Below are 24,654 nucleotides of genomic sequence, written 5' to 3'. Positions count from 1 at the left end.
GGTAGGGGCCCCTAGTCCAATCAGTGCTCTACCTCCAAGACTCTTACCTTGAGGCTAGCCCTAAAGCTATTTCGGAGAGAACCAGCTATCTCCAGGTTCGATTGGCATTTCACCCCTACCCACACCTCATCCCCGCACTTTTCAACGTGCGTGGGTTCGGGCCTCCATTCAGTGTTACCTGAACTTCACCCTGGACATGGGTAGATCACCTGGTTTCGGGTCTACGACCACGTACTCATGCGCCCTATTCAGACTCGCTTTCGCTGCGGCTCCGTCTTTTCAAACTTAACCTTGCACGGGATCGTAACTCGCCGGTTCATTCTACAAAAGGCACGCCATCACCCGTTAACGGGCTCTGACTACTTGTAGGCACACGGTTTCAGGATCTATTTCACTCCCCTTCCGGGGTGCTTTTCACCTTTCCCTCACGGTACTGGTTCACTATCGGTCACTAGGAAGTATTTAGCCTTGGGAGATGGTCCTCCCGGATTCCGACGGAATTTCACGTGTTCCGCCGTACTCAGGATCCACTCAGGAGAGAACGAAGTTTTGACTACAGGGCTGTTACCTCCTATGGCGGGCCTTTCCAGACCTCTTCATCTACCTCGTTCTTTTGTAACTCCGTACAGAGTGTCCTACAACCCCAAGAGGCAAGCCTCTTGGTTTGGGCTGTTCCCGTTTCGCTCGCCGCTACTCAGGGAATCGCATTTGCTTTCTCTTCCTCCGGGTACTTAGATGTTTCAGTTCCCCGGGTCTGCCTTCTCATATCCTATGAATTCAGATATGGATACTGCTCCATTACGAGCAGTGGGTTTCCCCATTCGGAAATCTCCGGATCAAAGCTTGCTTACAGCTCCCCGAAGCATATCGGTGTTCGTCCCGTCCTTCATCGGCTCCTAGTGCCAAGGCATCCACCGTGCGCCCTTTCTAACTTAACCATTAAAAAGAATCACTACAGAAAATTCTTGTGAATGTCTACTTTTCGTTATCTAGTTTTCAAAGAACACGTTTTGAAGGAATGATCCTTCAAAACTAAACAAGATCTAAACGCACCTGTCTATAAGACCGGTAAGGTCTTATATTCCGTATAATATCCTTAGAAAGGAGGTGATCCAGCCGCACCTTCCGATACGGCTACCTTGTTACGACTTCACCCCAATCATCTGTCCCACCTTCGGCGGCTGGCTCCAAAAGGTTACCTCACCGACTTCGGGTGTTACAAACTCTCGTGGTGTGACGGGCGGTGTGTACAAGGCCCGGGAACGTATTCACCGCGGCATGCTGATCCGCGATTACTAGCGATTCCAGCTTCACGCAGTCGAGTTGCAGACTGCGATCCGAACTGAGAACAGATTTGTGGGATTGGCTGAGCCTCGCGGCTTCGCTGCCCTTTGTTCTGTCCATTGTAGCACGTGTGTAGCCCAGGTCATAAGGGGCATGATGATTTGACGTCATCCCCACCTTCCTCCGGTTTGTCACCGGCAGTCACCTTAGAGTGCCCAACTGAATGCTGGCAACTAAGATCAAGGGTTGCGCTCGTTGCGGGACTTAACCCAACATCTCACGACACGAGCTGACGACAACCATGCACCACCTGTCACTCTGCCCCCGAAGGGGAAGCCCTATCTCTAGGGGTGTCAGAGGATGTCAAGACCTGGTAAGGTTCTTCGCGTTGCTTCGAATTAAACCACATGCTCCACCGCTTGTGCGGGCCCCCGTCAATTCCTTTGAGTTTCAGTCTTGCGACCGTACTCCCCAGGCGGAGTGCTTAATGCGTTTGCTGCAGCACTAAAGGGCGGAAACCCTCTAACACTTAGCACTCATCGTTTACGGCGTGGACTACCAGGGTATCTAATCCTGTTCGCTCCCCACGCTTTCGCGCCTCAGCGTCAGTTACAGACCAGAGAGTCGCCTTCGCCACTGGTGTTCCTCCACATCTCTACGCATTTCACCGCTACACGTGGAATTCCACTCTCCTCTTCTGCACTCAAGTTCCCCAGTTTCCAATGACCCTCCCCGGTTGAGCCGGGGGCTTTCACATCAGACTTAAGAAACCGCCTGCGCGCGCTTTACGCCCAATAATTCCGGACAACGCTTGCCACCTACGTATTACCGCGGCTGCTGGCACGTAGTTAGCCGTGGCTTTCTGGTTAGGTACCGTCAAGGTACCGCCCTATTCGAACGGTACTTGTTCTTCCCTAACAACAGAGCTTTACGATCCGAAAACCTTCATCACTCACGCGGCGTTGCTCCGTCAGACTTTCGTCCATTGCGGAAGATTCCCTACTGCTGCCTCCCGTAGGAGTCTGGGCCGTGTCTCAGTCCCAGTGTGGCCGATCACCCTCTCAGGTCGGCTACGCATCGTCGCCTTGGTGAGCCATTACCTCACCAACTAGCTAATGCGCCGCGGGTCCATCTGTAAACGGCAGCCGAAGCCGCCTTTTATGATTGAACCATGCGGTTCAATCAAGCATCCGGTATTAGCCCCGGTTTCCCGGAGTTATCCCAGTCTTACAGGCAGGTTACCCACGTGTTACTCACCCGTCCGCCGCTAACCTAAGGGAGCAAGCTCCCGTCGGTCCGCTCGACTTGCATGTATTAGGCACGCCGCCAGCGTTCGTCCTGAGCCAGGATCAAACTCTCCATGAAGTTTGATAATGACTACGCACATTCGCATGTGCGATTTATTTAATGAATTAACAGGTACGTTTGTCTTGTTTAGTTTTCAAAGATCATTTCCGCTTCGTTGTGAAGCGACTTTATTAGTATAACATTTTCAACTAGGCGTGTCAAATGTTTTTTTGTTTTTTCGTCGCTGCTGCTTTCAGCTGGAAAACCGTTTCGCTAACAGCGACGTTTAATACTATATCATCATCATTATTCATCGTCAACACTTTTTTTTATAAAATATCCTCGATGAAAAATCTTTTGGCCCTTTGTTTCAATTTCTTTTACGCATACCAAGTCCTTTTCCGTCAAAAATTCAAGGATGACCCCAAGGTCTGCGGTAAAGTATTTAAGCTCGGGATGATTGAGAAGCTCGGCAAATTGCCAAACCGTTTTTTCATTCATCACATCAAGAATGTGGGCCGCCCCGATTTCAGCTTTTGAATGAATGAGAAAATCGCTTGCGAGAAATAATAATTCCAGCCTTTTATGCAGGCTTTCATTGCTTTCAATCAGTTCCTTATATAGTTTATATACCTGCGGCTCCATATGCCGCACTTGGTTCCATACCGTCACTTCAGGATGAAAGCCTTTATCTATCACTTCAATTCTGGCCAAATGATGGAGGGCATGTACGATAGAATTATACGCATCCAAAAACTGACCATCTTCAAAGAACGCTTTTCCTTCTATATACCTTCTGATTAGCTTTCCATATTCAAGTCCAATTTTTAATTTTCGTTCTGAAAATGGAAAAGTATTGAGCTGTTCTATCAGCTTTGCGATAAATTCATTTCTGTCAAAAAGAACTTTTCCATTCAAGATCCAATCTATTATTCTTCTGTTCGTGCCGAGCAAAATCCATTCTTGAAGCTGTTCAACAGAAATAATATGAAGAGAAGCCGTTTTCCCGTCAAACTCATAATGCTTCACGAATACAGGTTCTTCAGTCTTGTTCACAATAACCAGCAATGCCGCATCAAAATTATCTGTCGCAGATGACGTTTGATTTCTCCTCTCGATGATCATTACAGCTAACGTGTCAGGGCGGCTTGCTCTTTCTTGGTAAATCGGACGGAGAAGATTTTCCATCACCATTCCTCCAATACGATGTAAAATACATGCTTTAAAAGCTTCTCTTTTGTTTCTATCTACTTCTACGAGCCAATAAAAACTCCTTTATTTTGAAAACACATTGAAATATTATAATCAATCTCCCCAAAACTCTCTATAGAAAATTCCAATTCATTCTCATTAATTAAAGAATAACACATCTTTGTTATGCTATATTAGAGACAGGGGGATGGATATGGCCAAATATTCTAGCAAAATCAACAAAATCAGAACGTTTGCGTTAAGCTTGGTTTTCGTCGGCTTCATTATTATGTACATCGGAATCTTTTTTAGGTCTTCGGTCTTGCTGATGTCGGTGTTTATGGTCTTGGGGGTTTTATCTATCATGCTGAGCACAGCGGTTTATTTTTGGATCGGCATGCTTTCGACCAAAGCGGTTCAAGTCGTCTGTCCGAACTGTGAAAAACCGACCAAAATTTTGGGCCGGGTCGACATGTGCATGCACTGCAGGGAGCCTCTTACACTAGACAAAAACCTTGAAGGTGAAGAATTTAATGAGTCGTATAATCGAAAGTCTCTCAGGTAATATCTCAAAACAAAAAATAAGCTGACCGTTAAAAAAGCGGCCAGCTCTTTTTAATGGCTTTCTTTTTTGTCGCATTCCTGGCATAAACCGTATATTTCCAGTCTGTGGTGACTGACTTTAAATCCTGTCACATGTGAAGCAAGCTGCTCCACTTCGTCAAGGCCGGGATAATGAAAATCGACGATTTTTCCGCAGCGTTCACAAATTGCGTGATAATGCTCGGAAGTTACGAAGTCAAATCGGCTGGAAGAATCGCCATACGTTAATTCTTTCACGAGCCCTGATTCCTTAAAAACCCGTAAATTGTTATAAACCGTTGCTACGCTCATGTTTGGAAATTTCCCTTCCAGAGCTTTATATATATCATCTGCAGTTGGATGAGACATAGAATTGACGAGAAATTCCAGAATGGCATGACGTTGAGGAGTAATTCGCACCCCGGTTTCCTTCAACGCTTCCAACGCTTCTTTCAGGTTATGTTCAGCCATCGTCATGCACCTCTCTTCTAAAAAAAATTCTTACATTATAACGTTTATAATTAGTGTAACTCCTGATAAGAATCTTTGTCAATTCCAATCCCTGTGAAAAAGCGTTTTTTTAAGCCAAAAAGACCTATTATTAAAATGATGGCCAAACAACCGGCCGATTATGACCATAATAATCACCACCCGTGATAACGAGTGGTGCAGATTGTTGACAAAATCCTTTCAGCGTGACCCGAAACCCTTGCAGCCTAGGAAGGACGTCCGCGCACTTAACCGTCGTTCCTTCTTGAACATGAGCACCGACTCAGCAGGCCTGACAATGAATGCGAGGGTTTATCGACACGCTGAGAGACCGATCCTTTTCAGTTCGGCCTCAGGGCTGTTTTTATTCAGCAGAAGCTTCTTTTACAGCTTGAAGAGCGTCTGCAACATGGTCTTTAACCTTTACTTTGCGCCATTCTTTCACAAGTTGGCCTTCTTTATCAATCAAGAAAGTTGACCGCTCAATTCCCATATATTCTTTGCCGAAGTTCTTTTTCAGCTTCCATACATCAAATGCTTCAGAAAGCTTATGTTCATCATCCACAAGCAGCAAAAACGGAAGGTCGTGTTTTTCTTTGAATTTTTCATGGCGTCCCTGATCATCAGGGCTGACCCCTATAATGACGGCATCAAGTTCTTTAAAGCTCTCATGGCTGTCTCTGAAATCACAGGCTTCCGTGGTGCACCCCGGGGTCATATCTTTCGGATAAAAATAGAGCACGACATACTTACCTTCAAATTCTGACAGCTTTACTCTTTCACCGTGATCGCCCAAAAGTTCAATATCAGGTACTTTTTGTCCAATTTCTACAGTCATTGTTTTTGCCTCCTGTTTATCATTAATCGTCTACTTCCCTCATTATAAAAAACAGTTTCCTTCTATTCAAATAATGGCGGCTTCTTTTTTTGCGCTCTGTCCACATATGTTACAATAAAGGAATAGACAAAGGTGTGAGAAGTGAGGAGGATATTATGCAACACACACAAACCGAAAAGCTTCATGAAGAAGCTCTTCAACATATAGTAGGCGGAGTCAACAGCCCGTCAAGATCATACAAAGCCGTCGGCGGAGGATCTCCGGTCGCGATGGAAAGAGGAAGCGGCGCATATTTTTGGGATGTAGACGGCAACAAATACATAGATTATCTGGCGGCATATGGACCGATCATTACCGGCCATGCCCATCCGCACATTACGAAAGCCATTCAAAAGGCGGCAGAAAACGGCGTCCTCTACGGAACACCGACAAAACACGAGGTCACTTTTGCCAAAATGCTGAAGGAAGCGATTCCTTCATTAGATAAAGTGAGATTCGTCAATTCAGGTACAGAAGCTGTCATGACGACGATCCGCGTCGCACGCGCTTATACCGGCAGGACCAAAATCATTAAATTCGCAGGCTGCTATCACGGGCATTCGGATCTTGTATTGGTAGCGGCCGGGTCAGGCCCATCCACTCTGGGTACACCCGATTCAGCCGGGGTTCCGAAAAGCATTGCAAATGAAGTCATTACCGTTCCATTTAATGATATTGACAGCTATAAAGAAGCGCTTGATAAATGGGGCGGCGATATTGCAGCCGTACTCGTTGAACCGATCGTCGGAAACTTCGGGATCGTTGAACCGAAAAGGGGATTCCTTGAACAGGTGAACGAGCTGACGCATGACGCCGGGGCATTGGTCATATATGATGAAGTGATTACCGCTTTCCGCTTTATGTACGGCGGAGCCCAGGATCTCTTAGGCGTCAAGCCTGATTTGACGGCGCTCGGCAAGATCATCGGCGGCGGACTGCCGATCGGCGCCTACGGAGGCAAAAAAGAAATTATGGAGCAGGTGGCACCGCTCGGACCAGCGTATCAGGCCGGGACAATGGCCGGAAACCCGGCGTCCATCTTATCCGGCATTGCCTGCCTGGAGGTGCTGAAGGAAAAAGGCACATATGAAAAGCTTGACCGCCTCGGCGCCATGCTTGAGAAAGGAATTGTGACACATGCGAAAACGCACGGCATCGATATCACCGTCAATCGTCTAAAAGGCGCGCTCACCGTATACTTCACCAAAGAAAAAATCGAAAACTATGAGCAGGCTGAAAATACGGACGGCGAGATGTTCGCGGCATTTTTCAAACTGATGCTCGAGAAGGGAGTCAATCTTGCCCCTTCCAAATATGAAGCGTGGTTTATAACGACCGCTCACACCGAAAAAGACATTGAGGATACATTGAAAGCCGTAGATGAATCATTTCAACAATTAAAACAGCGTATATAAAAAAGAGAGCGGTCCGCTCTCTTTTTTATCAATACGCAAGCGTTCTGAAACGCTAACAAAAAGGCACATTCAGGTTCGGAAGCCTCAGCTTGTTTTTCTTTTTTTGTCAATGATTTGTTTTTTCTTAGAAATGGGTTGAATATTTCAGGAGATCGCTGTATATTACTTTATTGTTTGGCAATTTAGCAGAGAGGGTTCAGGTACAATTCATTTTCTGTAAAGAACGAATTTTATTATAGAAAGGGATGCAAGTAAAGCCTAATGAAACTTGGTGCCCGTATTTTCAAAACAGGCGTTGCCATTACGCTCGCACTATACATCGCAGAATGGATCGGCCTGCCCACTCCGGTTTTTGCAGGCATCGCGGCTATTTTTGCGATCCAGCCTTCGATCTATCGTTCATTTTTGACGATTGTCGATCAAGTGCAGGCGAATATTATCGGCGCCGCAACAGCTATTATTTTTGGACTTATTTTTGAACCCAGTCCGATTATCATCGGATTGACGGCGGTTATTGTCATCGCGATTAACCTGAAGCTGAAGATCGAGAACACGATTTCGATCGCTCTTGTCACCGTTATTGCCATATTGGAGAGCTCAGGCGACAACTTTTTATTGTTTGCCTTGATGAGAACCGGAACGGTTATTCTGGGCGTTTTGTCCGCGTTCTTGGTCAACCTGATTTTTCTGCCGCCTAAATATGAAACGAAGCTCGCCAGCCATATTGTGGAAAATACAGATGAAGTCATCAAATGGATCCGGCTGTTGACAAGGAAGACAACAGAGCACTCCATGCTGAAAGAAGACATCGAAAAACTGAAAGAAAAAATGATGAAAGCCGACTATCTCTACTTGCTGTATAAAGAAGAAAGAAGCTATTTAAAAAGATCAACATATGTGAAACAGAGAAAGCTCGTACTTTTCAGACAGGCGATCATTGCGTCCAACCGAGCGCTTGATGTTCTGAAAAAGCTGCACCGTCTTGAAAACGACTTTTACCACATGCCTGAGGAGTTTCAAGAAACACTGGTGGAAGAGCTTGATTATTTGCTTCACTGGCATGAACGCATTTTAATGAGGTTCGTCGGCAAGATCAAAACACAGGATACCGTTGATCTTCATGAAGAAGGAGATGTATATAAACAGCATTTGACCGAATCGTTCCTGAAAAACCAGGACAAATTAAAAGAAGACTTATTGGACTACAATATGCTGACCATTATGGCAAGTGCAGTGGAATACCGCGAACAGCTCGAGCATTTGGAAACATTGATTACAAGCTTTCAAACTTACCATAAAGAAGACAGCGAGCTTGAAGTTGATGAGTAAAACCGGTTAACGACGTCGTTAACCGGTTTTTATTTACCTTCTTTCAGCTTCGGGTCAAGGGTATCCCGAAGCCCGTCACCCATTAAATTAAAGCCGAGCACCGTCAGCATGATCGCTATACCTGGGAAAAGTAAAGTCCAGGGCGCCTGTGCCAAATAAGGCCTGGCATCTGCAAGCATTTTTCCCCATTCAGGGTTTGGAGCCTGCGCCCCCAATCCTAAGAAGCCGAGCGCTGCCGCTTCAATAATCGCGGTTCCGATATTGAGCGTAGCTTGGACGATAACCGGAGCCATGCTGTTCGGAAGAATATGTTTAAACATCATTCTCAGATTGGTCATACCGACAGCCCGTGCCGATAATATATACTCTTCCTGTTTGATGCTGAGCACTTTTGAACGGACAAGCCTTCCGAATGTCGGGATGTTGATGATGGCGATTGCGATCAGCGCATTTTCCAATGAGGGTCCAAGGATCGCGACGATCGCAATCGCGAGCAAAATGCTTGGAAAGGCAAGCATGATATCAAATATTCTTGAAATCACAGCATCCGCCCATTTTCCGTAAAATCCGGCCATCAGCCCTAAAAGGGTTCCCGCCAAAGCTGAGCCCAAACACGAGAAAAACCCCACCCATAACGAGAGCCTTGCTCCGTACAGCACTCTTGAAAAGATGTCCCTGCCAAAATCATCCGTTCCAAAAAGGTGTTCAGCGGACGGAGCCGCAAGCCTGTCTGACAGCGACTGGTCATTTAATCCGTAAGGAGCGATCAGCGGTGCGAAAATGGCCAGCAGGATAAACAGCGCGACTAAAATACTGCCGGCTGCAGCCAATTTATGTTCAAAGAAACGCTGAATATTTTCTGACAGAGGCGAGCGGACTTTCGTTTCTCCCCTCTGCCGTTCATTTTGCAGCACAACCACATTCTCCGCCTCCTAATATTTAATTCTCGGATCGATGACGGCATAAAGCAGATCAACGATAAAATTGATCATCACGAAGATGAAGGCGATCACGAGGATCCCCGATTGAATCACCGGGTAGTCGCGGTAGCTGATCGCATCGTAAATATAGCGGCCGATGCCCGGCCAGGCAAAAATCGTCTCCGTCAGAATGGCACCGCCTAGTAAAAGTCCTGTTTGCAGACCAATGACAGTAAGGATCGGAATAAAAGCATTTTTTAAGCCGTGCTTATAGATCACGAAAGGCATATGAACGCCTTTTGCTTTTGCAGTACGGATATAATCAGACTGAAGGACCTCTATCATACTCGCTCTCGTAATTCTCGCGATGATCGCCGCCGGTATGGTGGCAAGAGCTGTTCCCGGCAAGACTAAATGGCGGATCGTTTCAATAAACTGATCAAATCTTCCATGCCATAATGTATCGATCGTATGAATGTAGGTGACGGCTTCAACCGGATTTCTGACATTTTCTCTTCCAGTCGTTGGCAGCCAGCCAAGTTCAATTGAAAAAAACCATTGTCCCATTAATCCCAGCCAAAATATCGGCATGGACACCCCGATTAAAGCAACCAGCATGGCGATATAGTCAAACACAGAGTTCTTAAACCACGCGCTGATGATTCCGGCATTTACGCCGATAAACACCGCGATCACCATGGCGAAAAAAGCAAGTTCGAGAGTGGCGGCTAAATACGGCTGCATTTCTTTTGTTATCGCCGCTCCCGTGCGGATTGAAGTGCCTAAATCCCCTTTCAGCAAATCTCCGATATATCTTCCGTATTGCATATACCAAGGCTGATCAAGACCGAGCTGAATGGTCAGCTGCTCGACCGCCTCCTTTGTCGCTCGCTGGCCGAGAATCACCTGGGCCGGGTTGCCGGGAATAAAGCGGATGATCGAAAAAACGACCAGTGTCATGCCGATCAGAACGGGGATCAGCATGACGGTCCGTTTTAAACAGTAAGCAAGCAATGGCTGTCACCACCTTGTGAACTATTTAAACTCTACGCCGGATAATACTTCACTTCCTGTCGGGTGCGGGACATATCCTTCAATTTCTTTTGCACCGGCCAAAATCGGTGTTGAGTGGACAAGCGGAACCCAAGGCGATTCTTCATGAATGAGTTCCTGCGCTTTTTCATAAAGCTTATTTCTCTTCTTTTGATCAGGATCTGACTGAGCCTCGATTAACATGTCATGAAGCTTGTCATTGCTGAAATACGTATAGTTGTTTCCGCCGATATTGTCTTTATCAAGCAGTGTGTAGATAAAGTTATCCGGATCGCCGTTGTCCCCGGTCCATCCCATCAAAAACGAATCGGCTTCACCTTTGCTGACTCTGTCTATATATGTGGCCCAGTCATAGGTGACGATTTCCGCTTTGACTCCGATCTTTTCAAAGCTTGATTGTATCACTTCGGCGATTTTCATACCGTCCGGCATATATGGACGCGGAACAGGCATTGCCCACAGCTGCATCTTAAATCCGTCCGGATATCCGGCTTTTTTCAAAAGCTCTTTTGCCTTTTCAAGGTCATACGGATAAGGCTGGACTTGCTCATGATAGCCTTCCAGCGACGGAGGAAGCGGATTTTTTGCCGGTTCGGCAAGCCCTCCATAGAAAGAATCGATGATCGCCTGTTTATCAACAGCGTGATTTAACGCCTGGCGCACAAGCTTATTGTCGAGCGGCTTTCTTGTTGTGGTCAGCCCGAGGTAGCCGACATTCATCGAAGGTCTTTCAAAAATTTTCAGATTGGCGTCTGCTTTAATACTTTCAATATCTGACGGATTTACACCGTCGATTAAATCGATTTCGCCTGTCTTAAGCGCATTCAGGCGGGCTGAGTTTTCAGGAATGGCTCTGAAAATGATCTTTTTCAATTTCGGCTTGTCTTGATCCCAATAGTCTTCAAATTTTTCAAGGACAATCCGGTCGTTCGGCTTCCATTCTGCAAATTTGTAAGGGCCCGTGCCGACGGGGTGTTCTCTGAATTTATCCCCGTATTTTTCAATTGCTGCCGGGCTTGCGATCCCAAAGGAAGTCATCGCAAGGTTCTTTAAAAACGGCGCCTGAGGGCGTTTTAAAAGAAATTGGATTTTATGATCGTCAAGGACTTTTATTTCTTTAATGACATGCCCATCATCTTTTTTATAGCCTCCGAACATGCCGTAGTAAGGAAATTTTTCTTCGTCCCCATTCATCCATCGTTCAAAATTATATTTGACGGCTTCTGCATTAAAATCGGTTCCGTCATGGAATTTCACGCCTTTTCTCAGCTCAAGCGTGTATGTCAGACCGTCATCTGAAGCATCCCATTTAATCGCAAGCCCTTCCTTAAGCGTTGTGTCCTGCTCCCCGTAGTTGAGCAATGTTTCAAACATGTTGATGGTTACTTTAAATGCCTCTCCTTCAGTTGTCGTGATCGGATCAAGCGAAGTTGAATCACCGCCTCTGCCAACAATGAGCGTATCTTTTTCATTTTTCGCCCCGCCGCCGTCTTTTTCGCTCTCTTTACCCGAGCACCCCATTAAGAAAGCGGAAATGATCAGCATAATCCCCAATCCTTTTAACCAGCTTTTTCTTTTCATTCTATAGCCCTCCTGTTATTTAAATGGCATGCCGCATAATGCCCTTCCGAGATTTCATCCAGGAAAGGCTCCGATTCCCTGCATACCGCTTCGCGCTTAGTACACCGCCCGTAGAAAGGGCATCCTTTCCCGCTTGCATCCGGAGCGTCCCCCTCCAGCATTGCTTCATCAGCCTGCCCTTTGCCGATAACCGGAACAGCCGCTAAAAGAGCTTCTGTGTAAGGATGCTTCGGTTCTCTAAATAATGTTTCAGCATCTGACACTTCGACGATTTTTCCAAAATACATGACAGCGACCCGGTCGCTGATATAGCGAACAACCCCAAGATCATGAGAAATAAAGAGAAAGGTTAAGGAAAATGCTTCCTGCAGATCAGATAATAAATTGAGGATTTGCGCCTGAACAGATACATCAAGCGCGGATACGGGTTCATCGGCGATGATCAATTTCGGTTTGGTGATCAGCGCTTTCGCAATCCCGATCCTTTGCCTCTGTCCCCCGCTGAATTGATGCGCATAACGCTCTCCATACGAATCATCCATCCCAACGATCTCGAGCATCGAACGGACGACTTCTTTCCGCTCCGCTTTCGTTCCTAAACGATGAACAATCAGCGGTTCTTCTAAAATATCTTTGATTTTCATGCGCGGATTTAATGAGGCATACGGATCTTGAAAAATCATTTGAAAATGCCGCCTCATCCTGCGCAGCTCTTTTGCATCAAGCCCAGTGAGCTCCCTTCCTAGAAATGTCACCTTGCCTGAAGTCGGTTCAGTCAGCCGCAGTATGGATTTTCCCAATGTTGATTTTCCGCATCCCGATTCACCGACAATGCCCAAAATCTCGCCTTTTTTGACTGAAAATGTGACGTCATCTACCGCCTTGACCATTTTGTTTCGGGCAGCCGAATAATGCGTTTTCAGCCTGTTGACGCGCAAAAGTTCATTATCCATTTGCCCCACCTTCCTCCTCAAAGAGAAAGCACCTTACTGAATGCTCATCTGCCAGTTTGCTCAAATTCGGCTCCTCCTGAATGCAGCGCTCAATTTTGTGAGGGCATCTTGGCGCAAACATGCAGCCTTTTTTGATCGCCCCCGGCCTTGGCACCTGCCCCTCAATTGAAGACAGCCTTTCAGATTTGCTGGTAAATGCGGGAATCGAGGCGAAAAGACCTTTCGTATAAGGATGTTTCGGACTGTCAAAAATGGCTTTGACACTGCCTTCTTCAACTATGCGGCCGGCATACATGATCATCACCCGCCCGCAAATGTTGTGGACGACGCCGAGATCATGGGTGATCAGCAGAATCGCCGTCTTAAATTCGGCATTCATTTTTTTCAAAAGAGAGAGAATCTGCGCTTGGATTGTCACATCAAGAGCTGTTGTCGGCTCATCGGCAATCAGCAGCTTCGGCTCACAGATTAAAGCCATCGCGATCATGACCCGCTGCCTCATTCCGCCTGACAGTTCGTGGGGATACTGCTTCATCAGCTGGCTGGGCCTCGGAAGGCCGACGGTTTCAAGCATTTGAACGGCTTGTTTGTTCGCTTCTTTTCTTTGAATGTGTGTATGGCTGGAGAGTGCTTCTGTCAGTTGATCGCCTATTGTAAAAAGAGGGTTGAGAGAGGTCATTGGCTCTTGAAAAATCATCGCTAATTCATTGCCGCGCATATGTCTCCATTCTTTATCAGACTGCAGGAGAAGATCTTTTTTCTGAAACAGAATCCGGCCCGTTGTATTGGTATTTGCGTTCAGCCCCATCAATGCCAAAGATGTGACACTTTTGCCGCAGCCTGACTCCCCGACTACTCCAGTGATTTCTCCATGATGGATTGTGAAAGAAACGCCTTGAACAATCGGGATTTCGGTTTTTTTCTTTTGAAACGAAATAGATAAATCCGATACTTCAAGCAATTTTTCTTTTGTCACTTATACACCTCCGGAGCTTGTATTTTTTAAATTGTATTTAGACAAGCTAGGAAATATGAACGAAATTTATAACGAGAAAAAAGCCCGACCTCCGTTTGGATTCAAACGAAAGTCAGGCTTTCTGACGATTCAGCTTAATTTTTGGATTGTGAATAGATGTTTGTAATGGCCGTCTCGGTTCATTAATTCCTCATGCGTGCCGGCTTCTGCGACCTGTCCGTTTTCGATGACAACGATTTTATCTGCGTGAGTAATGGTTGACAGTCTGTGGGCAACAATAAAAGTCGTCCGGTCTTTTGCGAGCTTTTCCATCGCTTCCTGAATGTAGTGTTCGCTCTCAAGGTCAAGCGCTGAAGTAGCTTCATCCAAAATTAACAGTGGCGGGTTCTTCAGGAACACCCTTGCAATTGAAATCCGCTGTTTCTGTCCTCCGGATAGTTTTACTCCTCTTTCTCCAACCTTTGTATCATAGCCGCCCGGCAGCTCCATGATAAAATCGTGGGCATTTGCCGCCTTTGCCGCTTCAATGATTTCTTCCATTGATGCTTCCGGATTTCCGATGGAAATGTTTTCGCGGATCGATTCGCTGAACAAAAAGGTGTCCTGAAGCACCATGCCGACCTGGTTTCTTAAGCTTCGCGCCTGATAGTCCCGCACATCGACCCCATCAATATATAAGTTTCCGGCAGTGACATCGTAGAATCTCGGAATCAGGCTGACAAGCGTTGATTTTCCGCCCCCGCTCATCCCGACAAGTGCGATCGTTTCTCCCTGCTCGGCTTTTAGAGAGAGGTTTTGCAAGATCATTTCATCCGTTTTTTCATATTGAAACGAGACATTCTTAAATTCGATCATTCCTTTTAAACGATCTGCATTCACGGCATTCGGTTTATCTTTCAATTCATACGGCTCATCAATAAATTCAAACAGCCTATCCATGGACGCGATCGATTGGGTTAATGTCGTCGACGAATTGATCAGGCGACGCAATGGATTGTAGAGGCGTTCGATATAGCCGAAAAACGCCACCATCGTTCCCACCGTCAGGGAACCGTGAATCACATGATAACCGGCGACCGTAATGATGATCAGCGGGGCAAGATCGGTAATCGTATTGACAACGGCAAACGTTTTCGCGTTCCAAGCCGTATGGCGGATAGCCTTTCCGAGAAAATTGCCATTCTCATGATCAAACTGCTTTTGTTCATGATCTTCGATGGCAAAGCTTCTGATAACAGGCATCCCCTGAACCCTTTCATGAAGATGGCCCTGCACTTCAGCCAAAGCCTGTGAACGCTCCCTCGTCAAGGTTCTGAGCCTGCCGTAGAAAAATTTGACAGACAGCCCGTAAAGCGGGAACAGCACGATCGAAATCAGCGTCAATTTCACATCCATCGTCAGCATAATGGTGATAGCGATAAAAATCGTCATGACGTCAAGCCATACATTCATAAGACCAATAATGACAAATTCCTTCGTTTGCTCAACATCATTGATCACCCTTGAAATGATTTCACCGGTGCGTGTATTCGCATAATACCTGAGGCTCAATTTTTGAATGTGGGAAAAAAGCCTGTCCCTGATATCATACAGCACCTTGCTCGCCGTCCATTGTGCGAAATACTGCCTATAATATTCGACCGGCGGCCTAAGCACCAAAAAAATGGCGAACATGACCGCCATTACGATAAATAAGGTGGATGTTTTTTCTTCAACGGTTCCGCTTCCCTGAATGATATCATCCACAACATATTTCAGCAGAAGCGGAATCGCAAGCGGAATAGAGAATTTTATAATACCAATCAGAACCGTCAAGATGATTTTCCATTTATATGGCTTGACAAATTCCATATACCTTTTGATTACACCCACACGTCATCCCCCCCTCTTTATATTGATGGTGTGAGTTCACTGCAAAAAACCTGTTGAGGTTCAACAGGTTTTTTGGCTTATTTTGTATAATGCAAAAACCGTTCATACCAAATATCGATAAACTCTGAAGCAAACGGGCCTTTTCTCTGATGAATCCAATGCAGCAATGTATTTAAGTGGAATCTTAAAATGCCGTCTATTTCCTTCGGATAATTCATCGCCTTTTTATGATCGGCATATTCATCTTCATCAAGGATATGATACGTCATATCCGGAAAGACCTTCACGTCCAGATCATAGTCGATGTATTTGATGGCTTCATCATCCAAAGCAAATGGCGAGCTGATATTGCAATAGTAATAAATCCCGTCTTCGCGAAGCATGCCGATGACATTAAACCACTGCTTTGCATGGAAATAACAAATTGCGGGCTCTCGCGTCACCCATGTCCGGCCGTCAGATTCTGTGACCATTGTCCGGTCATTGGCGCCGATGATGCACAATTCCGTTGCTTTTAAAATCGTCGTTTCACTCCATATCCGATGGATTTGCCCATTGTGCTTATAGCTATGAATTTGAATGGTTTCTCCTTCCTTGGGAAAGTCCATGTTTCTCCCCTACTTTCTTTGCAAAAGCCTTACAAGTCAGTGTGTCACATTGCCTGTCCGACAGTTCTTTTATTTATTATAACGTTTGAAAATAAAAAATGAAAATAAAACAGCCACTCCGGATCAGGAATGGCTCCTTTTAAGGTAGCTATAAAGAGAGACTCACGCTTCAATTTTTTGATAAGCTTGAATCACCTGCTCCGTCTGCTTTTGAAACAAATCCTGAATAGCAGCAAGATCTTTTCGTTTTTGAGATATCTCTTCCCGGATCGCTGAAAGCTGCGCTTTTTTTTCAAGAGACGCAAATTCTTTTTCGATCGCCTGACACCTCTCGATCTCGGATTGAAGATACAACAGCTCATCCATAATCTCCATCTGCCCCTGAACCAAATTTTCAAATTCCGGCATTCAGATCCTCCATTCTATCACTACTCCATTTATTGCCTATGTATCATTTCTCTATACCTTCAGAATGTCCTTTGACTGATTGTGCCTAAGAATCGGTAATTTTGTCGGACCGCAGAGCTAAAAGAAAAAAGCACCTCATCCGATGGTGAAGTGCTTTTTCCTGTTTCAGTGATTAGCTGTTTTGCTGTTTGTTTTGCTCAGCTTGCTGGTTATTTTTTCTAACTTGCTGCGCGTCAGTTTCGCTGGCAAATTCAGTGCCGAACTGACCACCTTGTGCAGAAGCTTGGTTTTGTTGTCTTACTTTTTGTGCGTTTGTTTTGGATTGTTGTTGTTGTTGGTTAGCCATTGTATATCACCTCCACGACAATTAGATTGTGCAGGAGGCTGATATCCTATTCACTTTGGCCAAAAATAATTAAACGAGCAGGGAACGGCCGCCGTCAATGATGATGGTCTGGCCGCGGATCATGTCCGCTTTTCCAGAAGTTAAAAATTCAACCGCATCAACCATATCATCGATCTCAACCATGCGGCCGGCAGGCGTGTTTCGCCGCGCATCTTCGAGAAGCTCTTCACGATTTGGAAAATGTTTCAGCGCGTCTGTATCGATCGCCCCGCCGGATACGGCATTAACGACAATGTTTTTCGCTGAAAGCTCAACGGCAAGATATCTAGTCAATGATTCCAGCGCCGCTTTTGAAACGCCGACCGTCGTATAGTTTTCCAAATAGCGGATCGAGCCTAGCGAGCTGATGCTGACAATGTGGCCGCCTCCTGTTTTCTCCATCAGTTTTGCCGCTTCTTGGGCGCAGAAAAGCAAGGCTTTGGCATTGATGTTCATCGTCCAGTCCCAATGGCTTTCTTCAAGCTCCATGACCGGGCGCAGTACGCCTGAAGCGGCATTATTGACGAACACATCCAGCCTGCCGAATGCTTCTTCAATTTGCTGAAACATATCGTTTATTTTCGCCGGCTGTCCGACATTCGCTTTGACGACTAATGCTTTTACGCCAAGCTTTTCAATTTCTTCAGCCGTTTCAAGGGCTGCTTTTTTGCTTCTTGCGTAGTTGATGACAATATTGTAGCCGTTCTTGGCTAATCTGAGAGCGGCCACTTTTCCGACGCCGCGGCTGCTTCCTGTAATAAGCGCACATTTTCTTTGTTCCATCTGTTTTTCATCTCCTAGTATAGTTATTTGAATTCGTTTAAAAATAAAGAGACATCATCAAAAAGGAGGCTTTCGCCTTATGTACGTAGGACGGGACATGAGTGAACTTGATCAGACCCCGAAGCATGAGTGGAAGGAAACAGAACTTCTCTTTTTCCACCACGCCTTCCAGCAAATGATGCCCTTCTTAAATGAGGAAGGACATGCCGAATACTTGGAAGTTGTCAAAGAAATCCAAGCAAGAGGCGGATTGCACCGCCATGAAGCCGACTATACGCACGGCACAGACATTCCATATGACTAATGGGCAGCATGCACAGTCAAGCTGCCTATTTCATATACATATTCCATATTTTCTGATGCGAAACCGGGAAAGCGTATTCTTCAAGCTCTTCTTTCGTTACCCTTTTCAAGTAGGATTCATCCGGCTTGTTCAGCGTTTTCCCGAAAAACACGGAGATGTTCCAGACAAGGTGGGTAAAGACATGTTCAACGACCCCTTCAAGCGGGCCGATTTCCGCCTCAACCCCGGCTTCTTCTTTTAAGAAGGCGGCAAGCTGCTCACGTTCGGGTTTGAGACCCTTTTCTGTTTCGGTATTTGGAAATTCCCAAAGATTCGCTAACAGGCCGCGTCCAGGTCTTTTATGGATGTAAAGGTATCCTTCTTCATCAGTGAGGACTACGGCAGCCAGGCTTTTGAGAGACGGTTTCTTCTTTTTGCTTTTGACCGGAAGCTCTTTTTCACAGCCTTCTGCAAACGCGGAACAATGTTCGCGGACGGGACAGAGAAGGCAGGAAGGCGATTTCGGAGTGCAAATAACCGCTCCGAGCTCCATCAGCCCCTGATTGAATTCAGACGGTTTTTCTTTTGAAATAAAGGCTTCGACAATTTTTTCAAACACCGTTTTTGTTTTTGGTTTTGCGATATCATCCCATACGGAAAGAATTCGCGACATCACCCGCATGACGTTGCCGTCGACCGCCGGAATCGGCTGATCGTAGGCAATGCTCAGCACCGCCCCTCTTGTGTAAGGGCCGACGCCTTTTAGACCGCCAAATTCCTCTTTTGAAGACGGAACCGTTCCTCCGTATCGTTCATGGACTTCTTTGACTGCGCTTTGCAGATTCCGGACCCTTGAATAGTATCCCAGTCCTTCCCATGCTTTAAGCACTTTTTCTTCGTCAGCTTCGGCAAGCGCCTCTACGTTCGGAAATTTTTCAATGAAGTTGTTGAAATACGGGATGACCGTATCCACCCTTGTCTGCTGAAGCATCACCTCAGAAACCCATACCTTATAAGGATCGCTGTCTGAACGCCAAGGCAGATCCCGTTTTTCTTTTTCATACCAAGAAATTAAATCTTCTTGAAACTGTTTAATGTTCTTTTGCTCTAATTTCTTTTCTAAATCATTCATGAAACTTCTCCTTGCCGGTCATCGTCACATTAACATACTGTACTTTTGCTGCATCGGCTTTTTGTTGTAAACTGTATGCATATACGATAACATGTTACATTAAAAGTGAGGAAAGCAAAAGCGTTAAATATTTCAGGCAAGATCCATATCATTGCTCTTCTTGGTTTTGCTTTTGGAATTTGCTTTTTGGGCAAGCTGAACATGATTTCTAGCACCATTAGGGGAGGTCACCAATGGATACTGGCACACATGTTGTCATGGGGGTTGCGCTCGGCGGCATTGCGACTTTAGATCCCGTCGTCGGAACGGATCCTTCAATGGCCCAGGCCGTGATGATTGCGGCAATCGCCGGATCACAGGCTCCGGATATTGATACGATTTTAAAATTAAAAAATAATGCTGTATATATAAGACACCACAGGGGATTCACGCATTCCATCCCCGCTGTCCTCGCTTGGTCGCTGATGATTCCGGGCATTCTGTTTTTGTTTTACCCTGAAGCAAACTTGCTTCATCTGTGGCTGTGGACGCTTGCCGCTGTCGCGCTCCATGTGTTCGTTGATATCTTTAATGCATATGGGACACAGGCTGTCAGACCGTTTTCAAAGAAATGGGTGGCGCTCGGTCTGATTAACACATTTGATCCGTTTATTTTCACCAGCCATCTTGTGGCGATTGCCGCTTGGCTTGCAGGCGCCCATCAAGGATATACATTTTTGGCCCTTTATATCGTCTTAGCGGGATACTACCTGCTGAGGTTATTAATGCAAAGAAGAATCAAACGGTCGCTTCACGCTAAAATTGATGATATTGAAGAAATTATCATTTCGCCGACAATGAAATTCAGACAGTGGCGAATCGCCGTCAAGACTAAATCCGCTTTCCACGTCGGAAGAAGCATTGAAGGGAACGTCGTCATCATCGATACATTCAACAGGGTGCCGATGCCCGAATCAACTGTTATGAAAGCAGCGAAACAGGATAAAAACATTTCCGCCTTTCTCTCTTTCTCACCGGTTTACAGATGGGAAATCGATACGTATAAAGACCATTATGAAGTCCGTTTTATCGATTTGAGATACCGCAGTAAAGGACACTATCCGTTTGTCGCCATCGCCCATATCGACCGGGACAATTTGGAATTGATCACATCCTATACGGGGTGGATTTTCAGCGAAGAAAAACTTCAGAAAAAATTAAAGCTTGGCTCTGTTTAAGAACCAAGCTTTTTTCTTCTTCTGCTGTACCATATGCCTGCGGCAAGACTGATGATGGTGATCGCCAATGTGGCTTTGAAGTATGGCGGGTAATAGACAAGCTGAATGTCATTGTCCCCTTTTTCGATGGAAAAGCCGATAAAGGAATAGTTCGCTTTTTCCACGTCTTGTTTCTTTCCGTTCACCATCAGTTCCCAGCCTTTTTCATACGGAATCGGGAGCACCATGTAGCGGTCTCCGCTTTTGTTCTGATAGCTGATGGACAATTTATTTTGTTCCCAGCTCATGTCGGCTTTCGGAGCGTTTTTTGCCGCCGCTTTTTTTAAGGTTTGATAGTCTTCCTGATACAAGTTCAGATTGTCCAGCTTATATTTTCCTTTTGGAAGCCTGAATGAAATCTTTTCCGCTTTCGGAACCCTGATTGTCAAATCATAAATTCCTGTCTTGTAAATCGACTGATTTGATTTTCTTGACGTGACATAATCGTTGACCTGCAGGTTGAAAAACTGGTCTTTGGCAAGGCTTTTCAAATAAAATTCGACATAATAGTCGCCTTCATTCGGAAGTCCGCTTTCAGGGATGAGATCAATCCCTCCCTTTTCCGCTGTTACCTTGAGCACACCGTTTTGATACCTTGCTCCCTTTGTTTTGATCTTCGTCTGCCCGATCAAATTCGAAATTTGAGGCGGCTGTTCTTTTTCTTGATGGTTTTCCAGCACAATCCCTTCAAGCATCGCATGCTCTTTAGCCAAAACGGGAGCTTCGGCTAAATCTTTTTCAGTAAACACGGTTTTAGCCGTGCGGATAAACGGCAGTGTGTACTTATTCTTATAGACGGCATAATGCTCTGATTCATCCGTTTTCTCAAATCCATATGGAACATCAGGGGCATTCTCTTTTTCCGTCATATAATATTTTCCGTACAGCAGGCTGTACAGATTGGCGCGGTCCCCCATTGTTGCATAGCGGCTGACGCTTTCTCTTCCCATATCAATTTGCAGGTCTTTCCAATAAAACAGCAGCAAATGCTGGTTGAGAATGCTTGAATAGGCGCTGAAGCCGTTAAAGTGCTGGATCAGCGGCGTATTGTTGCGAACGCCGTTCATCCAATCGATCCTTGTGTACGGATCCCCGCCATCATCTTTCTTCATGTTTTCCAAAAGTTCACGCTGCTCTTCACCATTATACTCATTGCTGGTCAGATAGCTTTTCGTCACGCTTTTAATATCGCTCGCCTCGGACAGAACGTATTTCTGGTATGTATTGGCAACCAAAACCGCTGATGCCAAAAGACATCCGTGTAAAAGCAGATGCGCTTTTTTGTATTTTATGCCGGCTGCCGCAAAGGCGGCAATCGTCAAAAACAGCAGAACAAGAACGCTCCAGTTTTTGACCAAAGACAAATCAAGATCTTTTTGCCAGATCGCGGCGATATAAATGAAGAGGACGAGGAGGCTTGAATATAAAATCTCTTTCCTGCTGATATTTTTAAGCTCTTTGATCCCGATTGCAACAGCGCCGCCTATCGTAAAAGCAAGCAAATATTCAAAGCGGTTCTGCGGTGCGGAAAACCCGTTGAACACACTAGCCGCAAGCGGACTGTAATGCAGGATCACCAGCAAAACACTGATTCCGGCAAACAGCCTGAACGTCTTGTTCTTATAGAAAGAAAACACGAATAAGAACAGCAAAAAGACGGACGGCAGAAGAATGATACGGCTTGAGAATAAAATGTTGTCTGTGAAGTCATACAAAGCGACCGCCTGATCATACGGAGGACGCAAATTGTTCAGAAAGCCGTAAACAGCCGGCACAAAGGAAACAGCGCTGATCCCAAAGGAAATCAGACAGGATACGGCAAACAGCCTGAACTGCTTCCACCTTGTCTCCTCTTGTTCATCAAGCCTGATCAGCCAGCGGAAGATGACATAGATGGCAATGAAAATCAAATTGATATACGCAAAATAAAAATTGTTAAACAGCGTCAAGGAACATGCTGTAATAAACAGGCCCGTCCGCTTTTCCCTGATGATTTTCTCGGCTCCTGCAACAAGCAAAGGAAGCCAAAGCATGGCATCACTGAAAAATTCCCAGAACACCGTATGGCGAAAATAGATAACAGATGTTCCGTATAAAACGGCACCTGTAAAAGCGGCCAGCTTATGTTTCACCATATAGTGAAACGCATATGACGCGATTAAAATGATCAGACCCAGCTTCACCACACTGATAAAAACGGCGGCTTGCGCCCAGAACAGGGTATCCGCATCTCCGGCTAAGTGCATGAGCTGCATCAGAAAAACAGCGGCGAAAGAAGCGATATATACAAAAGATGTCGTAAAATAATAGCCCAGCTGACTGTAGATCCCGCCGCCGAGACCGAAGGAATACGAGTAAAAAAAGCTGCCGTTTTTATACTGATCATACAGAAATGATTTAAAGACGATCATTTGTGCAAGTCCGTCACCGTTTCCAGTCATATAACGGTCATTTGCCCATTCGATCAAAAAAAAGGAATGGGCGATCACGGAAATTGCAAAACTTGAGATGGCAAATAAGAAGACTGTTTTTTTCATACTCTTCCCCTGTCTTTTTTCAAAATCTTCCCTGTCAGCAAAAATGTCAGAGGAACGGTTAAAAACATGGAAGCCAGAGGAGCTGCCGAACTGTTCATCTTCAAAAAGTTTACAAAAACATACACAAACAAAGAAGAAGCGGCCAAATTAAACAGCTGTGTCAGCGGAAACTGCAAAAATTTCGAAAAGGTCGGTTTGATTTTAAAAGTAAAATAACAATTCAGGAAAAATGAAATCACAAGGCTGACAAAAAAAGCGGCAATATGGGACACCATATAATTCATTTGCAGCAAAATATGCAGCAGCAAATAAACCGCATAGTAATTCAAAGTATTCACGACGCCGACAGCGGCAAAGCGAATAAATTCAAGATTCATTTTTCTCATGAGTTTCTCCATGGCTGATGTTTGCCTCCTGTATTAAATAATGAGGCCGCTTTTTCGTCTCATAGTAAATTCGCCCAATGTATTCGCCTATGATTCCGAGGCTGAGAAGCTGAACCCCGCCGAGAAACAGCACAGCGGAAATAATTGTAAAATATCCCGGAACAATGACACCGTATTTCAAAATGCGAATGAAGGTTGCAGCGATATAAATAAGAGAAAGAAAAAGAATAAAGATTCCAGTGTAAAAACACATTCTCAGCGGTTTGTTGTTAAACGAAACAACTCCGTCGATTCCATAGTTAAGCAAGTGGCGGAACGACCACTTCGTCTTTCCGTTTTTCCTTTCGACATTTTCATAATATATAATCTTCTGGTCAAAGCCGATCCAGCAAAACAGCCCTTTTGAAAAGCGGTTTCCTTCACTCAGCTTTAAGAGCGCGTGGACCGCTTTTCTGCTCAAAAGACGAAAATCCCCGACACCGTCCCTTAGGTCTACTTCAACCGCATTGTTGATAAAACGGTAATAAAGCGAAGACAAATAGGAGCGCAAGGGATTGTCCCCCTTTCTGTTGCGCTGGGCGACCACTTGGTCATAGCCTTCCTCATATCCTTTAATAAAATCGTGCAAGAGGTACGTCGGGTGCTGCAAATCCGCATCCATGACGACGACGGCATCGCCACGGGCATGCTGAAATCCGGCAAGAATGGCCGCTTCCTTGCCGAAATTTCTTGAAAAAGAAATGTATTTGACCCGCTCGTTTTGTTCTGCCAGATTTTTTATTTCCTCCAGCGTTTGGTCTGTGCTGCCATCATTTATGTAATAAATTTCATATTCATAATCAATGGTTTGAAATTCGTTCCTTAACGATTGATAAATCAGTTTAATGTTGCTTGCTTCATTATATGAAGGAATAATAATTGAAACGAATCCTTTCTTCACTTAAAGGCACCTCTTTTAGACATAATAAAATCGCATCCGGCATCTGTTTGATCGGCAGGATACTGATCCTTGCATGTTCGTCATCCGCACAAAAGGAAAACTGTGGGTATGCTGCACTATTTTCTAC

The 24,654-nt window shown here is 45.3% G+C and carries 21 protein-coding genes, 2 rRNA genes and 1 pseudogene (1 of these 24 only partly in view); 5 read left to right on the top strand and 19 right to left on the bottom strand.

Going from position 1 to position 24,654, the window contains the following annotated elements; translation table 11 throughout:
• From RBH91_RS05065 to RBH91_RS05055, 3 genes are all read right to left on the bottom strand, one after another.
• A 23S ribosomal RNA gene (locus RBH91_RS05065) occupies window positions 1-938 on the bottom strand (it extends 1,993 nt beyond the left edge of the window).
• Between the two features lie 162 nt (window positions 939-1,100).
• Window positions 1,101-2,649: ribosomal RNA gene (locus tag RBH91_RS05060) — 16S ribosomal RNA — on the bottom strand.
• Together the 16S and 23S rRNA genes form the textbook arrangement of a ribosomal RNA operon.
• Window positions 2,650-2,877: 228 nt before the next feature.
• Window positions 2,878-3,759, bottom strand: coding sequence for a nucleotidyltransferase-like protein (locus tag RBH91_RS05055; protein WP_076762462.1), 882 nt, complete (start codon window positions 3,757-3,759; stop codon window positions 2,878-2,880).
• A 217-nt stretch (window positions 3,760-3,976) separates the two neighbouring features.
• Between RBH91_RS05055 and RBH91_RS05050 the strand changes: the two genes are divergently transcribed.
• Window positions 3,977-4,327, top strand: a complete 351-nt coding sequence (locus tag RBH91_RS05050) for a YgzB family protein (protein ID WP_148958556.1) — start codon at window positions 3,977-3,979, stop codon at window positions 4,325-4,327.
• Between the two features lie 50 nt (window positions 4,328-4,377).
• On the opposite strand, the gene perR is transcribed toward RBH91_RS05050, so the two are convergent.
• Entirely contained in the window at window positions 4,378-4,815 is a 438-nt protein-coding gene (perR, locus tag RBH91_RS05045) for a peroxide-responsive transcriptional repressor PerR (RefSeq protein ID WP_003179961.1), read from the bottom strand.
• A 382-nt stretch (window positions 4,816-5,197) separates the two neighbouring features.
• Window positions 5,198-5,671, bottom strand: coding sequence for a thioredoxin-dependent thiol peroxidase (gene bcp / locus RBH91_RS05040; protein ID WP_307893703.1), 474 nt, complete (start codon window positions 5,669-5,671; stop codon window positions 5,198-5,200).
• A 155-nt stretch (window positions 5,672-5,826) separates the two neighbouring features.
• Between bcp and RBH91_RS05035 the strand changes: the two genes are divergently transcribed.
• Both RBH91_RS05035 and RBH91_RS05030 read left to right on the top strand, forming a co-directional pair.
• Window positions 5,827-7,125: a glutamate-1-semialdehyde 2,1-aminomutase gene (locus RBH91_RS05035; RefSeq protein ID WP_307893702.1), complete on the top strand. Its 1,299-nt coding sequence runs from the start codon at window positions 5,827-5,829 to the stop codon at window positions 7,123-7,125.
• Window positions 7,126-7,386: 261 nt separating this feature from the next.
• Window positions 7,387-8,454, top strand: a complete 1,068-nt coding sequence (locus RBH91_RS05030) for an FUSC family protein (RefSeq protein WP_076762458.1) — start codon at window positions 7,387-7,389, stop codon at window positions 8,452-8,454.
• Between the two features lie 29 nt (window positions 8,455-8,483).
• Here the strand turns inward: RBH91_RS05030 and RBH91_RS05025 are convergent, their stop codons facing one another.
• The 10 genes and pseudogenes from RBH91_RS05025 to fabL all read right to left on the bottom strand — a co-directional run bounded on the left by RBH91_RS05025 (window position 8,484) and on the right by fabL (window position 17,993).
• Entirely contained in the window at window positions 8,484-9,374 is an 891-nt protein-coding gene (locus RBH91_RS05025) for an ABC transporter permease (RefSeq protein ID WP_307893701.1), read from the bottom strand.
• A gap of 12 nt (window positions 9,375-9,386) precedes the next feature.
• Window positions 9,387-10,388: an ABC transporter permease gene (locus RBH91_RS05020; RefSeq protein WP_307893700.1), complete on the bottom strand. Its 1,002-nt coding sequence runs from the start codon at window positions 10,386-10,388 to the stop codon at window positions 9,387-9,389.
• Between the two features lie 21 nt (window positions 10,389-10,409).
• The gene (locus RBH91_RS05015) at window positions 10,410-12,008 is read right to left on the bottom strand and encodes an ABC transporter substrate-binding protein (RefSeq protein WP_307893699.1); all 1,599 of its coding nucleotides are present in this window, start codon (window positions 12,006-12,008) and stop codon (window positions 10,410-10,412) included.
• The gene (locus RBH91_RS05010; RefSeq protein ID WP_307893698.1) at window positions 12,005-12,961 is read right to left on the bottom strand and encodes an ABC transporter ATP-binding protein; all 957 of its coding nucleotides are present in this window, start codon (window positions 12,959-12,961) and stop codon (window positions 12,005-12,007) included. Before RBH91_RS05010 ends, RBH91_RS05015 begins: the two co-directional genes overlap by 4 nt.
• Entirely contained in the window at window positions 12,954-13,937 is a 984-nt protein-coding gene (locus RBH91_RS05005; protein WP_307893697.1) for an ABC transporter ATP-binding protein, read from the bottom strand. Before RBH91_RS05005 ends, RBH91_RS05010 begins: the two co-directional genes overlap by 8 nt.
• A gap of 129 nt (window positions 13,938-14,066) precedes the next feature.
• Entirely contained in the window at window positions 14,067-15,809 is a 1,743-nt protein-coding gene (locus tag RBH91_RS05000) for an ABC transporter ATP-binding protein (protein ID WP_307893696.1), read from the bottom strand.
• Between the two features lie 77 nt (window positions 15,810-15,886).
• Window positions 15,887-16,417, bottom strand: coding sequence for a nucleoside tri-diphosphate phosphatase (gene ntdP / locus RBH91_RS04995; RefSeq protein ID WP_076762452.1), 531 nt, complete (start codon window positions 16,415-16,417; stop codon window positions 15,887-15,889).
• Between the two features lie 162 nt (window positions 16,418-16,579).
• Window positions 16,580-16,825, bottom strand: coding sequence for a YgaB family protein (locus RBH91_RS04990; protein WP_076762451.1), 246 nt, complete (start codon window positions 16,823-16,825; stop codon window positions 16,580-16,582).
• Window positions 16,826-16,997: 172 nt separating this feature from the next.
• Window positions 16,998-17,147 (bottom strand): annotated as a pseudogene (locus tag RBH91_RS04985) (gamma-type small acid-soluble spore protein); the annotation flags it as partial.
• Window positions 17,148-17,240: 93 nt separating this feature from the next.
• Window positions 17,241-17,993 (bottom strand): enoyl-[acyl-carrier-protein] reductase FabL, encoded by a 753-nt coding sequence (gene fabL / locus RBH91_RS04980; protein WP_307893695.1) that lies wholly within the window; start codon window positions 17,991-17,993, stop codon window positions 17,241-17,243.
• 79 nt (window positions 17,994-18,072) lie between these two features.
• Between fabL and RBH91_RS04975 the strand changes: the two genes are divergently transcribed.
• Window positions 18,073-18,297: a mother cell protein YfhS gene (locus RBH91_RS04975; protein ID WP_076762448.1), complete on the top strand. Its 225-nt coding sequence runs from the start codon at window positions 18,073-18,075 to the stop codon at window positions 18,295-18,297.
• Between the two features lie 25 nt (window positions 18,298-18,322).
• Here RBH91_RS04975 and mutY read toward each other — a convergent pair whose 3' ends face one another.
• Window positions 18,323-19,408, bottom strand: a complete 1,086-nt coding sequence (gene mutY / locus RBH91_RS04970; protein WP_307893694.1) for an A/G-specific adenine glycosylase — start codon at window positions 19,406-19,408, stop codon at window positions 18,323-18,325.
• Between the two features lie 233 nt (window positions 19,409-19,641).
• Here mutY and RBH91_RS04965 point away from each other — a divergent pair, with 233 nt between their 5' ends.
• Window positions 19,642-20,625, top strand: coding sequence for a metal-dependent hydrolase (locus tag RBH91_RS04965; protein ID WP_307893693.1), 984 nt, complete (start codon window positions 19,642-19,644; stop codon window positions 20,623-20,625).
• On the opposite strand, the gene RBH91_RS04960 is transcribed toward RBH91_RS04965, so the two are convergent.
• From RBH91_RS04960 to RBH91_RS04950, 3 genes are read right to left on the bottom strand one after another with little or no spacing between them, the layout of a single operon-like run.
• Entirely contained in the window at window positions 20,622-23,201 is a 2,580-nt protein-coding gene (locus RBH91_RS04960; protein WP_307893692.1) for a YfhO family protein, read from the bottom strand. The two genes, RBH91_RS04965 and RBH91_RS04960, sit on opposite strands and share 4 nt — an antisense overlap.
• Complete coding sequence (locus RBH91_RS04955; protein ID WP_076762444.1) at window positions 23,198-23,599, bottom strand: GtrA family protein; 402 nt, start codon at window positions 23,597-23,599, stop codon at window positions 23,198-23,200. Before RBH91_RS04955 ends, RBH91_RS04960 begins: the two co-directional genes overlap by 4 nt.
• Complete coding sequence (locus RBH91_RS04950) at window positions 23,568-24,527, bottom strand: glycosyltransferase family 2 protein (protein WP_307893691.1); 960 nt, start codon at window positions 24,525-24,527, stop codon at window positions 23,568-23,570. The genes RBH91_RS04955 and RBH91_RS04950 overlap by 32 nt, the downstream gene beginning before the upstream one ends.
• Between the last annotated feature and the right edge of the window lie 127 nt (window positions 24,528-24,654).

The sequence above is a fragment of the Bacillus swezeyi genome (assembly GCF_030908325.1).
Taxonomy (GTDB): domain Bacteria; phylum Bacillota; class Bacilli; order Bacillales; family Bacillaceae; genus Bacillus; species Bacillus swezeyi.
The sequence above is the reverse complement of the archived record's forward strand: the minus strand, read 5'-3'. Positions and strand labels throughout refer to the sequence as shown.